This is a genomic window from Chroogloeocystis siderophila 5.2 s.c.1, assembly GCF_001904655.1.
GTDB lineage: Bacteria > Cyanobacteriota > Cyanobacteriia > Cyanobacteriales > Chroococcidiopsidaceae > Chroogloeocystis > Chroogloeocystis siderophila.
Genome location: NZ_MRCC01000008.1, coordinates 22,863 through 37,539 on the forward strand (window position 1 = coordinate 22,863; position 14,677 = coordinate 37,539).

11 protein-coding genes and 1 tRNA gene are annotated in these 14,677 nt (G+C 44.8%); 3 read left to right on the forward strand and 9 right to left on the reverse strand.

The window, feature by feature from the left end:
* Positions 1–20: 20 nt before the first annotated feature.
* From fba to pdhA, 4 genes are all read right to left on the reverse strand, one after another.
* Positions 21–1,100: a class II fructose-bisphosphate aldolase gene (fba, locus tag NIES1031_RS10920; RefSeq protein WP_073549432.1), complete on the reverse strand. Its 1,080-nt coding sequence runs from the start codon at positions 1,098–1,100 to the stop codon at positions 21–23.
* 270 nt (positions 1,101–1,370) lie between these two features.
* Positions 1,371–1,442: transfer RNA gene (locus NIES1031_RS10925), tRNA-Lys, on the reverse strand.
* A gap of 66 nt (positions 1,443–1,508) precedes the next feature.
* Positions 1,509–2,381: an aldose epimerase family protein gene (locus NIES1031_RS10930; RefSeq protein WP_218596780.1), complete on the reverse strand. Its 873-nt coding sequence runs from the start codon at positions 2,379–2,381 to the stop codon at positions 1,509–1,511.
* A 125-nt stretch (positions 2,382–2,506) separates the two neighbouring features.
* The gene (gene pdhA / locus NIES1031_RS10935; RefSeq protein WP_073549434.1) at positions 2,507–3,538 is read right to left on the reverse strand and encodes a pyruvate dehydrogenase (acetyl-transferring) E1 component subunit alpha; all 1,032 of its coding nucleotides are present in this window, start codon (positions 3,536–3,538) and stop codon (positions 2,507–2,509) included.
* A gap of 190 nt (positions 3,539–3,728) precedes the next feature.
* On the opposite strand from pdhA, the gene NIES1031_RS10940 reads away from it, so the two are divergent.
* Together NIES1031_RS10940 and NIES1031_RS10945 are read left to right on the forward strand one after the other, a co-directional pair.
* Positions 3,729–5,873 (forward strand): IMS domain-containing protein, encoded by a 2,145-nt coding sequence (locus tag NIES1031_RS10940; RefSeq protein ID WP_073549435.1) that lies wholly within the window; start codon positions 3,729–3,731, stop codon positions 5,871–5,873.
* A gap of 249 nt (positions 5,874–6,122) precedes the next feature.
* Complete coding sequence (locus tag NIES1031_RS10945; protein ID WP_073549436.1) at positions 6,123–7,070, forward strand: AEC family transporter; 948 nt, start codon at positions 6,123–6,125, stop codon at positions 7,068–7,070.
* A 120-nt stretch (positions 7,071–7,190) separates the two neighbouring features.
* On the opposite strand, the gene opcA is transcribed toward NIES1031_RS10945, so the two are convergent.
* From opcA to cysC, 5 genes are all read right to left on the reverse strand, one after another.
* Positions 7,191–8,558 carry a glucose-6-phosphate dehydrogenase assembly protein OpcA gene (gene opcA, locus NIES1031_RS10950; protein ID WP_073549437.1) on the reverse strand — a complete coding sequence of 456 codons (1,368 nt, stop codon included), beginning with the start codon at positions 8,556–8,558 and terminating at the stop codon, positions 7,191–7,193.
* A gap of 163 nt (positions 8,559–8,721) precedes the next feature.
* Positions 8,722–10,251: a glucose-6-phosphate dehydrogenase gene (zwf, locus tag NIES1031_RS10955; protein WP_073549438.1), complete on the reverse strand. Its 1,530-nt coding sequence runs from the start codon at positions 10,249–10,251 to the stop codon at positions 8,722–8,724.
* 92 nt (positions 10,252–10,343) lie between these two features.
* Entirely contained in the window at positions 10,344–11,507 is a 1,164-nt protein-coding gene (gene tal / locus NIES1031_RS10960; protein WP_073549439.1) for a transaldolase, read from the reverse strand.
* Between the two features lie 69 nt (positions 11,508–11,576).
* On the reverse strand, positions 11,577–12,656 hold the full coding sequence (gene fbp / locus NIES1031_RS10965) for a class 1 fructose-bisphosphatase (protein ID WP_073549440.1): 1,080 nt from the start codon (positions 12,654–12,656) through the stop codon (positions 11,577–11,579).
* A gap of 421 nt (positions 12,657–13,077) precedes the next feature.
* Entirely contained in the window at positions 13,078–13,665 is a 588-nt protein-coding gene (gene cysC, locus NIES1031_RS10970; protein WP_269086006.1) for an adenylyl-sulfate kinase, read from the reverse strand.
* A gap of 499 nt (positions 13,666–14,164) precedes the next feature.
* Between cysC and NIES1031_RS10975 the strand changes: the two genes are divergently transcribed.
* A complete protein-coding gene (locus NIES1031_RS10975) occupies positions 14,165–14,551 on the forward strand; it encodes a hypothetical protein (RefSeq protein ID WP_073549442.1) in 387 nt (128 codons plus the stop codon).
* The last annotated feature ends 126 nt before the right edge of the window (positions 14,552–14,677 follow it).

Sequence of the window (14,677 nt, forward strand, 5' to 3'; positions counted from 1 at the left end):
AAAACCAACCAACAAATCTCTTACACAGAAACTGTCTTCTTCGTTACAGCGCTCAATTCACCCTTAGCGTATTTGGCTGCAAACTCATCGAGCGAAACTTGCTTGATCTTGCTAGCTTGACCAGCAGCTTCAAACTGTTGATAGCGGTCAGCACAAACCTTCTGCATATACTTAATCGAAGGCTTGAGGAAGTGACGCGGGTCAAACTCCTTAGGATCTTTTGCCAAAGCTTCGCGTACTGCTGCGGTAATCGCCAGACGGTTGTCAGTATCGATATTTACCTTACGGACGCCACTCTTGATACCTTTTTGAATTTCTTCTACAGGTACACCGTAAGTTTCAGGAATTGTACCACCATACTGGTTAATAAGTTCTAGCAGATCTTCAGGTACTGAAGAAGAACCATGCATTACCAAGTGGGTATTTGGTAGACGACGGTGAATTTCTTCAATTCGGCTAATTGCCAAAATTTCGCCAGTCGGTTTGCGAGTAAACTTGTAAGCACCGTGGCTAGTACCAATTGCTACCGCCAAAGCATCAACTTGAGTTTGCTCAACAAAATCAACTGCTTGGTCAGGATCGGTTAATAGTTGGGAGTGGTCAAGTTTACCCTCGAAACCATGACCATCTTCAGCTTCACCCATACCAGTTTCTAAGGAACCCAAACAGCCGAGTTCACCTTCAACGCTAACACCGATCGCGTGAGCAACTTTCACGACTTCACGGGTAACATTAACGTTATACTCATAACTTGCAGGAGTTTTCGCATCTGCTTCCAGCGAACCATCCATCATCACGCTGGTAAAGCCATTTTTCATCGCAGAGTAGCAAGTTGCTGGCTCATTACCATGATCCTGGTGCATGGCAATAGGAATGTAAGGATAGGTTTCTACTGCTGCTAGAATCAAGTGACGCAAAAAGTTTTCACCAGCATATTTACGTGCGCCACGAGAAGCTTGTAAGATCACGGGGCTATCTGTCTCTTTAGCAGCCTGCATAATTGCCTGGATCTGCTCCATGTTGTTCACGTTGAAAGCTGGAATGCCGTAACCGTTTTCAGCCGCATGATCCAACAGCAGCCGCATTGGTACGAGCGCCATAGATAGTCCTCCTAATTTTGATAATCAGCTAGTCGTCTTAAGACAAACGTAATTCTTACGCTAATCTTAAGATAATTTTCAACTTATAAGCAATTATATTCAGAGAATACTTTGGGATCTTTATTTCTGGTAATTCTCCCTAACTCGTCAACGAGAGAAACTTTATACAAGTTTTATACAAAGTCAATAGCTACGCTACGACTTTCATTGTCATAAAAAACAGCTAGAACCGTTGTAATCTATGTATAGCTTCCAGCAATTAAATATCCATGGGTCGCCCGGGATTCGAACCCGGAACTAATCGGTTAAAAGCCGAGTACTCTACCGTTGAGTTAGCGACCCAGATGCCTGATGCTTTTTGGCAACTTTATTAAGATACCACATAAATTCAGAATTTGGTAAAAATTTCTATAAAAAAGTGATTTTCATATTTACCCAAGTATTCAAACTTGCACCAGGTTCTAAGGAGATCAAATCAGTGCCTGTATTGAGGGCATTACGCGGTGCAGTCCACGGCTCGACACAGTAAAAGTCTTTGCCTTTTTGCGTCCAGAAAACGAAGGTTGTGTAATGCGTATCATCCCAACTCAGGTGTAACTGTAAACCGCGATCGCGGTCGCGAACACTGGCATTTGCAGCATTCAGCGGTCGAAACGCAGCGTCGATCTCATCCTGCTCAAAATCAAAACCTGTAAAGGCGTGATGCGTCTTGGTACGCTGGTCTTGATATTCCGTCGCGGGGATAGTGAATTGCAACTGCGTTTTATCGTGTACCAGAAAGTAAGGATGTAGTCCTAACGAAAAGGGCATAGCAACTGCGGAGTGGTTTGTAATACGTTGCAAAATCGCTAATTGATTTGCTTGTAGCTGATATGTAAACGCTAGCTGAAAATTGAACGGATAGACTGCACGCGTCGTTTCGTTGCTTTCTAGAACGAGCGTTATACTGGCTTGGTTCTGCGTATCCTCGTCAGTGACTTTCCAGGGTAAGTCGCGGGCAAAGCCGTGTTGTTTGAGCGTGTAGTGTTGCCCATTGTGCGTATAAGTATTGTCTGGTAAATTTCCACAAATCGGAAATAAAATCGGAATTCCACCACGTACGCTCAAGTCCGGATTCGCAAACCGTTCCGCGTCTAAGTAGAAAATCTCTTGACCTTGAATCGACCAACGAGCGACAATTCCGCCGCGTTCGGGGACAATCTCTACAACTGAATTAGCGGCTTTATCGACGAGGGTGTAGGTTTTGTATTGTTGTTGAGAACAGGCGATCGCAAACACGATAATTCCCTATAATTCGCTGAAAATCGATAAAAATACAAGACGGGTAATTGGTAATAGGAGCGTTCTCTAACCTTTTACCAATTAGCCATTGCCCAAGCAAATATTGTGTTGCCCATCACAGTTGATTAATCTTCTGCAAAGATGTAGCGATACAATTCATTAGGATCTGGCTCTGGGCTACTTTCAGCAAACTTCACCGCTTCGTCAATTTCTTGCTGAATTTGCTGTTCAATTTGTTTCAATTCTGCCTGCGATGCCAAATTCTGCTCAGTTAAATACGCAGCAAGTTTCTTGATGGGATCGCGGGCAAACCAAAATTCTTTTTCGTCTTTGCTGCGCAATTCATCCGGATCAGCCAGTGAGTGACCGCGAAAACGATAGGTCAATGCTTCAATTAGTGTAGGACCTTCGCCTGCGCGAGCGCGTGCTACAGCTTCTTGCGCAACTTGGCGCACAGCTAAAACATCCATGCCATCAACTTCGACGCCCACCATGCCAAACACGCTAGCTTTCTTATAAATTTCTGGCTGCGAGGTTGCGCGTTCGTGCGCCATACCGATCGCCCACTTGTTATTTTCGACAACATAAAGAATCGGCAGTTTCCACAACGCCGCCATGTTGAGACATTCAAAAAATTGACCGTTATTACAAGCGCCATCGCCAAAAAAGCAAGCCGTCACTTGATCGGCACTTTCATCGCCCATCACCTCGCGACGATACTTCGATTGAAACGCTGCGCCTGTAGCCACTGGAATGCCTTCCGCGACAAATGCATAACCACCAAGCAGGCGATGTTCTTCGGAGAACATATGCATCGAGCCACCCCGCCCTTTACTACAGCCTGTGGCTTTGCCGAAAAGTTCTGCCATCACTTGTTTAGCTGGTACTCCTGCACTCAACGCATGAACGTGGTCGCGATATGTACTACAAACATAATCTTCGCCAGGGCGCATCGATTGAATCACGCCAGTTGAAACGGCCTCTTGCCCGTTGTAAAGATGGACAAAGCCAAACATTTTGCCTCGGTAATACATTTCCGCGCACTTGTCTTCAAAGTAGCGCCCCAAAATCATGTCTTCGTACAGCCGCAAACCTTCTTCTTTACTCAGTTGCGCCGTAGTTGCAGAAAAGGTGGGTAATGTTCGTTCTTGTACCATTGCTGTATCGTATCCTCGTAGTAGGATGAATAGTTGTATACTGTCTAGTATCTCAAGTTAGGTAACTTTAACTATTGTGGGCAGATCCGTGTTGCGGATAAAGCTCTCAAGTTATTATAATTGCACGGTTTTGCTGAGACGGAAAAACGTTCGTTTAAGTTGGTTACTTGCGGTGCAGGGGAAGTAAGCTGTGCAAATTCCACTAGACTACTACCGAATCTTGGGACTGCCAGTCGCGGCAAGTCACGAACAATTACAACAAGCTTATCGCGATCGCCTACAACAGTTACCGCGGCGCGAGTATTCACCTGCAGCGATCGCCGCCCGCAAGCAATTGATCGAGCAAGCGTACGCAGTTTTATCTGACCCTATACAGCGTAAGACTTACGATACAAATTATTTCGCGCATCGCTACGAACAGCAACCAACACTAAAAGACACGGAAAATTCAGAATATCTCGTTGAGGATATTTTCGCGCCGCACACGCCGATTATCGAGATTGCAGATAATTTATTCGCTGGTGCTTTGCTGATTCTTCAAGAACTCGGCGAATATGAACTTGTTTTAACATTGGGAAATTCGTATCTCAATCACTCGTACCGCGAAAATGACGATCAACTCCGCGCCGATGTTGTGTTAACCGTTGCCTTAGCATATTTAGAACTAGGGCGCGAACAATGGCAGCAAGGAAACTATGAAAGTGCGGCGAACTCGCTACAAAACGGCGAACAACAGCTGACGCGCGAAGGTATGTTTCTTAACATCAGAAACGACATTGCCGCAGACCTCAATAAATTGCGTCCCTATAGAATTTTGGCATTGCTTGCCGAACCAGAAGGCACAAGCTTAGAACGCCGACGTTTGGGACTCAAGTTATTACAAGATATCCTTGATGCGCGCGGCGGAATTGATGGTGCAAGTGATGATGGTTCAGGGTTGAGTCTTGATGACTTTCTACGCTTTATTCAGCAACTGCGCACTTACCTCAGCATATCCGAACAACAAACTTTATTTGAAGCAGAAAGTAAACGCCCTTCGGCAGTAGCCAACTATCTTGCGGTGTACGCCTTAATCGCGCGAGGCTTTACGCAGCGAATGCCTGTGCTGATTTCGCAAGCGAAGCAGTTGTTACAATATCTTGCTAAAACTAAGCGTCAAGATGTGTATTTAGAACACGCTATAGCAACGCTGCTTTTAGGTCAAACCATCGAAGCAAATCGCGCATTAGAACTTTCACAGGAACATGAACCATTAGAATTTATTCGCGAACATTCCCAAGGTTCTCCTGACTTATTACCTGGTTTGTGTCTTTATGCCGAACGTTGGCTGCAAAATGAAGTTTTTCCCCAGTTTCGCGACTTAAAACACCAGCAAGCTTCTTTAAAAGAATACTTTGCCGACGAACACGTTCAAACTTACTTAGAAGCACTACCCAACCAAAGCGACACCTCACAAACCGTGGCTACGGTAGCAACATCAACAACTCATACGGCATCTCAACCGCAAAGGCAAAAGTCAAACCGTACACGCAAGACGACTGCGAATACAGCAGTTCATACGACAAAAGATGGTACTACTACCGCAAATAAAGCTAGAAGTGTAACCTTAGAACCAACAACAGTGCAGACTACTTCAATGCAGCAGAAAGGGGGCTTGACAGTTGCACAAACATCTGCTATGCAACACGTACGCGTTCCCCAAAGAAAAAGACGCAAAAGAAAAGCTTTTGCGGTTAAAGACAAAACAATGATCGCTTTATTAGCCCTTGCCGGACTTGTTGGCAGTGTATTTGTCTTTGCCCTGCTTGGTCAAGCTTTCGGTTGGTTACGCCAAACCTTATATCCAGCACCGCCACCGCTACCAGGCGAGCAACTAGCAGTACAGTTAAACCAACCACTGCTTGCTATTCCTAGCCCTGGTTCGCAATTTTTGCCTGTTGTTGAACCGCTGGATGCGGCAACCGCCGAGCAAGTTATCCAGAGTTGGCTGTCGGCAAAAGCAGCGGCTTTTAGCACTGATTATGCGATCGAAGGCTTGCAAAACATTTTAGTCGATCCGGCGTTAGCACAATGGCAACAGCGTGTGAGGAGCGATCGCGCGAATAACCGCCATCGACAATTTCAGCACAATCTAAAAATAGATTCCTTACAAGTCAACGCGACGAATCCAGATTTGGCAACGGTACAAGCAACCGTTAGCGAAATTGCCCAAATTTACGATCAGGGAAAGCTGAATCAACGTGCTTCCTATGCTGATGAAAACCTCCGCGTTAGATACGATTTAGTCCGCAGCAATAGCGCGTGGCGAATTCGACAAATGCAAGTTTTGAATTAGCTTTTGCCGATGAGCGATTAGCCATTAGCTTCTACAATCATGATGGTAAGTCACGAATATAGTTAGCTTCCAAGGGACTGTTGTACAGCAATGGTCAATTAGGACATGATGGAAACTCAGAACCGTTGTCTTGTAAAGTTTGCGCTGAGCAAAGGATACCTCTGCACGGGGGGTTTGTGCTGATTCAACTAGCTTTTAATTCTGACCTCTGACCTCTGCTATATTATCTTCGCTCCTCACCCCTCAAGAATGACTCAAACGCTATTTGATGCCTACTTCCCACTGATTTTGTGGACCAGTTTAGGATTGTTATGCTTTCGCTTTCTGCCGCAAACGTTACCACGCCTGCTAGGACGTAGCCTATATTGGGTAGGCATTCCCATAGAAATTTTGGCACTCGCGCGACAGACAGATTTTTCGCAATCGATCGCGCTTCCCCCATTTATTACTTTCACAGCACTGCTTTTGGGGCTGGGTGTTGCCGTTTTGTGTTTAAAGATAATACAAAGACTTGCTTTTTTGCCGATGGCTGCGGCTTTAAATTCCCCAGCGATTCAAGGCAGTTTTATTTTAGCTGCGGTACTGGGTAATACTGGGTTTGTAGGACTTGCGATCGCGCCAGCGTTTATCGATCATACTTACCTAAACTGGATCGTCTTCTACAGCCTGACGCACAATCTAATTGGTACTTATGGCTTTGGTGTCTTTATTGCCAGTTACTTTGCGCGTGAAACGCATCAGAATCATTGGTGGGTGCAGCTACGAGATGTTTTTACTGTACCAACGCTGTGGACTTTTGTGCTGGGCTACCTGACACGCGATATTGAATTACCTGCTTTAGTAGAATCAGGACTGCAAGCATCGATTGGAATTGTCATTCCTGCGGCGTTTTTGCTAACAGGAATGCGACTTGCCCAACTACGCGGGTGGAAGAGTTTAAAGCTTGCAGTTATGCCCGCGATGCTAAAAGTCGTCGTTATTCCTGGGTTAGTCGGTATTTTAACGACGTTATGTTTAGGATTATCTGGCGATCGCCGTCTAGCTATGGTCTTGATGTCAGGAATGCCTTCAGCGTTTGCTGGATTGATTTTCGCTGAAGAATACAATTTAGAACGCGAATTAGTCGCAAGCTGTATTGTTGTCTCTACGGTTTTATTGCTGCTTGTATTACCTTTATGGTTATTTCTATTTCAATAAGTCATGACGAGGTGGAATCAGAGGCTGGAAATTGGGATTTAAGGGATGTGTTTCAAATTCTCACTTTATAGAAGAGGCTAGTATTTTTTTATAACCCTGACCTCTGATCCCTAAACTCTTCTAATTTCGCGGCGCGAGTTGTAGAATTTGTGCGGTTACGGCAAGGCTTTCTTCATAAAGTGCCTCATGTCCGACACGTTGCAGTTGTTGACTCAACAAAATTTCTGCTTTTTGGTCAGCAAGCGATGATACTTGCTGAAAACGACACGCTTGGGCACCGCCGCCGACTTCCATGCGCATACAGCCACCTGTTTCCGAACACACTACCGTACAGCAATCAGCTTTAGGGTTCGTCGAGTTCAAGCGCAGCGCGAGTAAATCTCCAGGAATCTCACCGCTATCAGCTGTAGGAATCGCTGCTAACTCGGCTTCAACTTGGCGTTGGTCTTGAGCGGTAAACCGAATACGCTTAATTTCGTAGTCGCCTGCTTCCTGCTCAAATTCGCACGGATGCCAATGCAGGCGACTTGCCAACCAACCTAAAAATAGCAGAGCTTGTGCAGGGTTACCTTTTTCGTAATCGATCGTAACGCGGTCTACTTCAGTTAAAGCCGCACGTCGCTGCGGCGGGTCAAATGCTTCTGCTGTTAATTCTTGCCAAGCTGATATGCGTCGCCAGTTGAGGTCGGCGATTGGAATACCTGCTTCGACGAGTTCTTGGACGCGCAATAGCCCGAATTCGGGGGCATTAAAGCCACTAGAGTCTACAATTACCGAATTACAGACAGATGCGAGACGCTTGAAAAGTGGATTGTGATGATCCGGCGTTGTCTTCCACCACATAAACTTGGGCAAGTCACCGATAAGAAGTGCCGCAATCATCCCTGCTATGCGTTCTAATCCGGCGGCAGTTCCCGTGAAGGTGATATATTCGCAACAAATCAGTGTTGTTGCAGATTGCTTCTGGATCGGACAATACGCTGAAACTTGTGCTGTCACGCCGTCATCATCACCGACAACGGGACAAAGTGTGATAATGCGACACGGGTTACGTAGCGCGACCGCATCAGCAATTTTAGGATTTCTGCTCGTATCCCAATTGTAAGGCGCATCACCATTAGCTGAAGCGTTTCCGTGTTGCTGTGCAACAGCTTCGCGTAATTTCGCCCGTGTTTCTGGTGTTGCCATACCACTAACAGGTAAGTCATATTTTTTCTGAAATTCACGGAGTGCGGCTTCAGTTTGCGGTCCAGGAATGCCATCGATTGGACCGCGATAAATATTTAAATTTGCGAGCAGGAGTTGCGTTTCTTCGGGTTCGTAAACAATTAGACTAAATGTTGTAGCACGAGTAGCTGCGGGACTTCCCTCACCGTTTCCAGTAGTCCCGTAACTTTGCCAAATCTTATTGAGTTCTGCCTCAATTTCACCGAGGGAAACATCCTTTGGCTCCTGAAGTGAAAAAATTGGAGGAGATTGAATTGCCATAATTTACTTTACAGTTTTAATGTGATGGGCTGTCAGTCGTTAGCTTTTAAGGTAGTTCAATTCTTTTTGTTTTTTTGCATAACAGGATTGTCTAGCAGCTGTCAGAGGTTAGGAGTGAATTTTGATTAGAACGAAAGCACTAACTCCTCACCCCTACTTGCTACTAAAGTCTACGCCAGTGGCGTCCATCGCGATTAATCAGGGCTTCGGCTTCGGCGGGTTCCCAAGTTCCGGCTTCATACTGCGGAATACTTGCAGGGTCAGCGGGTGCATCCCAAGCAGCGAGTGCAGGAGTCACAACTTGCCAAGCGAGTTCCACTTCATCAGCACGTGTAAATAAGGTTTGGTCGCCCATCATACAGTCTAATAGTAGGCGATCGTACGCATCCGAAGCGGCAAACCCGAAGGTTGAACCGTAGCTAAAGTCCATATCCACCGACCGAGTCCGCAAATCGGGTCCTGGCATTTTCACTTCAAAGCGCAGTGAAATTCCTTCATTCGGCTGAATTCGCATTGCCAGAATGTTTGTATTCATCTGCTGTGAAGCGGATTGAAAGATCAAATTTGGGACTTCGCGAAAATGAATCGAAATTTCCGATACTTTCTTTGGCAAGCGCTTTCCGGTGCGTAAATAGAATGGTACGCCGTTCCAGCGCCAGTTATCGATCATAAACTTCATTGCCACATAGGTGTTGGTAGTTGAGTTCGGATCGACACCTGGTTCCTCGCGGTATCCTGGAACTTTCTTGCCTTTCATCCACCCAGCGCTGTACTGTCCCCGCACTGCACACAAGTCTAAGTTTTGCACATCTGCTAAGCGCGTTGCTTGTAGAACTTTGACTTTCTCAGTCCGGAAACTCTCTGCATCGAGTGAATTTGGTGGTTCCATCGCCGTAAAGCAAAATAGTTGCATCAAGTGATTCTGCAACATATCGCGCAATGCGCCAGCGGTTTCGTAGTAGCCTGCACGGTCTTCTACGCCTACGGTTTCAGCAACTGTGATTTGCACGTGGTCGACAAACTGACGATTCCACAGCGGCTCAAAAATCGCGTTGGCAAAGCGAAAGACCAACAGATTTTGCACCGTTTCTTTACCTAAGTAGTGGTCAATGCGGTAAACCTGTTCTTCGCGACAGACTTTCTGCACAATGCGGTTGAGCGATCGCGCCGAAGCTAAATCTCGTCCAAAGGGTTTTTCAATCACCAAACGGTGTTTCACAGGATCGCTAAGCATTCCTGCTTCTCCGAGTTGCTGAATTGCTTCTGGGAAGAATTTTGGTGCGACTGAAAGATAAAATACGCGGTTGCCTTGCGTACCGCGCTTGCCATCAAGTTCGCTTAATAACTCTTTGAGCTTTTGATAGCTTTCGGGATTATCAATATCACCTGGGCAGTAGAATAATCCTTGAGAAAATTCTTGCCACAGTTCTTCGCGACCAAGACCGTCGGAAAATTGCTCGATTCCCTCGCGCATTTGTTCGCGGAAGTAGTCGTGACTCCAATCGCGACGCGCGACACCAACAATCGTTGTTTCTGGGGGAATGCGTCGTTCGCGGCGTAGTTTGTAAAGTGCTGGAACCAACTTACGCTGGGTAAGATCCCCTGATGCTCCAAAAATGACCAGAATCTGAGGTTCTGGCATTCTTTCTTGTTGCAACCCTACGCGCAGCGGATTTTCTAGCAGCGTGACCATAGTGTTTGTAAAGGTTTCGTGACTTGATTTAACAATTAGCAATTAGCAGTTTACCTTGCTTACTACTCGCTAATTGCTCACAACTAACTAGCTTAAACAGGGGATAATTTGCTTACCTTCTCTTCCAAAGAATCCATCAACGATTGGAAAGGTTTAACAAATTTGTCAATACCTTCGACGAGTAATTCATCCATGACTTCATCAAGGTTAATATTGATGTCTGGATCTTTAAGGCTCTCGATCAATTTATAAGCTTCTTCGATCCCAGTTTCAATGCGGTTATCAACATTACAGTGGTCAGCACAAGCTTCGATCGTGTTTGGTGGTAGAGTATTGACGGTATCTGGACCAATCAATTCATCGACGTACATCACATCGCTGTATTTAGGGTCTTTGGTACTGGTGCTTGCCCATAATAAGCGCTGAATTTTACCACCTTTTTCTTGAAGCGCTTTCCAGCGATCGCTACTAAAGATCTCCTTGTATTTCTGATACGCGATTTTAGCGTTGGCGATCGCGACTTTCCCTTTGAGCGCTTCGAGTTTTGCTTTTAGGCTCAAATCATCAATGCCTTCAGCAAGTTTGTCATCAATGCGCTTATCGATATTGCTATCGATGCGGCTGAGGAAGAAACTCGCAACTGAGGCGATATTGCTGATGTCTTTACCTTCAGCTACACGCTTTTCTAAACCGCGAATATAAGCCCAAGCTGCTTCCTCATAGCTTTTTACTGAAAACAGCAGCGTAACGTTCACATTAATTCCTTCCGCGATAACTTGCTCAACTGCGGGTAAGCCTTCTTTGGTACCAGGAATTTTGATCATGACATTTTCCCGACCAATTTCTCGGTAGTAACGCTTGGCTTCCTTGACAGTTGCTTCGGTGTCGTGTGCGATCGTCGGCGGTACTTCGATACTTACGTAACCATCAAGACCGTTCGAGGCTTCATACACAGGGCGTAGAATATCGCACGCATTACGAATATCTTCAAAAATCAGTGATTCGTAGATTTTATATGTTGGTAACCCCGCCTTGATCCCCGCTTCGATATCTGCGTCGTAGATGACGTTACCATTAATTGCTTTTTCAAAAATTGCTGGGTTTGAGGTGATACCACAAATTCCACCGTTTTCAATTAGCTGTTTGAGTTCGCCTGATTGAATCATGTCACGAGTCAAGTTATCCATCCAGATACTTTGACCGTATTCCTTGATTTCGATCAAGTGATTAGCGGGTTTTCTTGCTTGATCAGTCATTGCTATTCTCTCCTACTGATGTTAACGCTTTTATTCATTGAATAAGAAAATATGTTATGCAACTCGCTCCTATTGTGGTACGCGCGAACGAGCCATCATTGTTTTTTCGCTTTGTTCTTTTGCTTGTTGCTGAATAAATGACTCTACTAACGCAACGTTTTCCTTACTTCCAATAATCAAAGGTGTGCGTTGATGAAGTTGTCTGGGTACTACGTCTAAAATTTCCTGGGTTCCCGTACTTGCTCTTCCACCTGCTTGTTCAATCAAAAAGGCTAAAGGAGCAGACTCGTATAACAAACGAATTTTACCGTCAGGTTTTTTTGTCGTTCCTGGGTAGAGAAACACGCCACCTTGCACCAAAACTCGGTGAATATCACTCACCATAGCTCCACTGTAGCGTGCTGTATAACCTTCTGTACGATGCACGTAGCGAATATACTCGCGAATTGATTCTTCCCACTGCCAGAAGTTACCTTCATTAACGCTGTATACGGCTCCTTTTTCAGGAATTTGAATATTTTCTTCGGTTAAAATAAACTCGCCTAAACTAGGGTCAAGCGAAAACGAGTGTACGCCTTTGCCGATCGAGTACACGAGCATTGTGCTTGGACCATAAAGAATGTATCCTGCGGCAATTTGTTTGCGACCACTTTGTAATAAGTCAGTTGCTGCGCCATCGCTATCGTCTCCTTCTTGCTGTCTAATTGCAAAAATGGAGCCTAAGCTTAAGTTAATATCTGTATTCGAGGAGCCATCAATGGGGTCGTAAAGTAGTGTATAGCGACCTATCGGGCAGTTTTCTGGAATGTAGTAAGGTCTTTCCATTTCCTCGGAAGCTAAGCGACAAACTAGACCACTTTGCTTAAATACTGAGATGAAAACATCGTTTGCATAGACATCCATCTTTTTGACGGATTCACCTTGAACATTAACGTCTCCCGTAAAGCCCAAGACACCTTCCATTAAACCTGCACGGCTAAGACGTCGAGCAATGAGCTTACCAGCCAAGGCGATGCGATTCATCAAGGCGCTGAGGTCTTGTGCATCCGGCGAGAAGCTTTGGAGTTGCTGTAATACGTGCCGTGACAAAGTTGTACAATCGCGATCCAGCGCGTACTCGTAGTCTAGTGGTTGTTGCGCTTCAGCCATGTTTCTTCTCCCTATGTTTGTGGATCGCCTGTGAAAATTTTCGCGATCGCCAAGTTTGCGCCAAGTATAAACGCGTCTGACTTATGAGCGATCAAGCTATGGTTGAGTTATGCAATCGCCCTTAATTTCTATATTAAGAAGGAATTTCACTTGTGAAATCTGACTTTGGGTTAACTCACTTACTTCAAGCTTGACTGCTGACAATTTCAATTCACCGTAGCTTACGCTGAATTTTACTCTTTTTAAGCTCGTAGGCGCGTTACACTTAAGCTTAAATTCAGCTTGCGGCTAATTACTGCAAAGTTAGGGAAGTTTGATAAAGTGTTTCTCGCAGTTGATAGCGATCGCTCTTTAAAAGCCGTGAGGGGCAAAGCAATACCTCGCCCCTCATCATGATTGATAGTTAATGCCTCAGACGAAATTAAATCACATACTCAAGTTGCGGTTTCTCAGTGATATATTCTCGGCGTTGTAATTCCATTATAACTTTAGCTACACTTTCTTCGACGGTTTCTGCGGCGGTGTAGCAAACTATGTCTGGGTTTAAGGGTTCTTCGTAAGGATCGTCAATTCCTGTAAAAGCACGAATTTCACCCGCCCTTGCCATTGCATACAATCCTTTCACGTCGCGCATTTCACATACTTCTAGCGGAGCGTTAACATAGACTTCAACAAAGTTATCGGTTGTGTGACGCAACTCATCTCTAGCTGCACGGTAGGGACTGACGACAGCCGCAATGACAATCACACCGTTGCGACTCAAGAGATTGGCAACAAAGCCTATACGTCGAATATTTGTGTCTCGGTCTTCTCGGCTAAAGCCTAAGCCTTTGGAAAGGTTAGTTCTAACAACATCGCCATCGAGTAACTCTACTGAACAACCACGTTCTTTGAGTTCGCGCTCAATTTCTTTAGCAAGAGTCGTTTTGCCCGAACCACTCAATCCAGTTAGCCACAAGATTAAACCTTTGTTGTTCATTGTTAATTGCTGAGAGTTTGCTAAATGTATTGATGATGCAAGAGAAAAATCTTGATGCGTAAGCTATTCAATTCACACTCGTATTTATGGAATTAACTATGTCATAAAAGTTCCACATTTAGCACTCAATTTGCAAAGTGTGCAAGCTTACTGTCTAAAGATATACAACTGCGATCACGATGTCTAATTTGCGTTTGGCGATTTTGAGCTATTGCTTTGCATAATATAATTGTGTTACAAGTCGGATTATTTTTAGAAAAAATATTCTTTTTAAATTTGGTTCTTTATAAAGATTAATCTTATCTCAACTAGGTCGATAAAGCGTGAAGTTTAATGATGAGTGGGTAAGCATAATCTTCAGAAAAAGTATGTTTTAAGAATAACATTATTGATACAACAAACTGCGTGCTGATTTATCATGGCGGATTTACAGATTGGAAATACGATTTTGTGAAAGCTCCGCTTTATCGTTAAAATTCTGAAAACGCCATAAGTTACTTTCTAGTGAATCTTCGCACCCTCTTGAACCATGCTGAGTGATATTTTTCTGTTTAAATTCGATATCAACGCTACAACGATCGCCGGAGCGAGTTTGTGGTCTTTGGCTTTATACCTAGGGTTTTCGCCTGTCAGCGAGTGGGTCATCGATCAACTCAATCGCTGGTTTAATTTTGCTGAGCGATCGCTTTACAGCAGTGAAACTGAATTTGAGAAAACCCGCGTTGCCAGGGAATCGCAAAACGCCTTCTATGCCTCACTTTTTAGCATTGTGCCGTTTCTGATTGTCGGTAGCTTATGCAACTATGGTGTCGAAATTGGCTTAGGCAAAAGCTGGGCAATCAGCATGGGAATTCTCGCGTGCATGGGCTGCGGGGTGTATGAACTAGGGCGACGCGATGGACAGTCTTCGAGATAGCTGTTATAGCAAGGATCAGAGATCAAAGAATATTCATTCATTGATACTTGAATGTGTTGCATCACAACCTATCTTGACACACATCTATAATCTATCGTTAAAACCCTGAGTGCTGACCTCAGACCT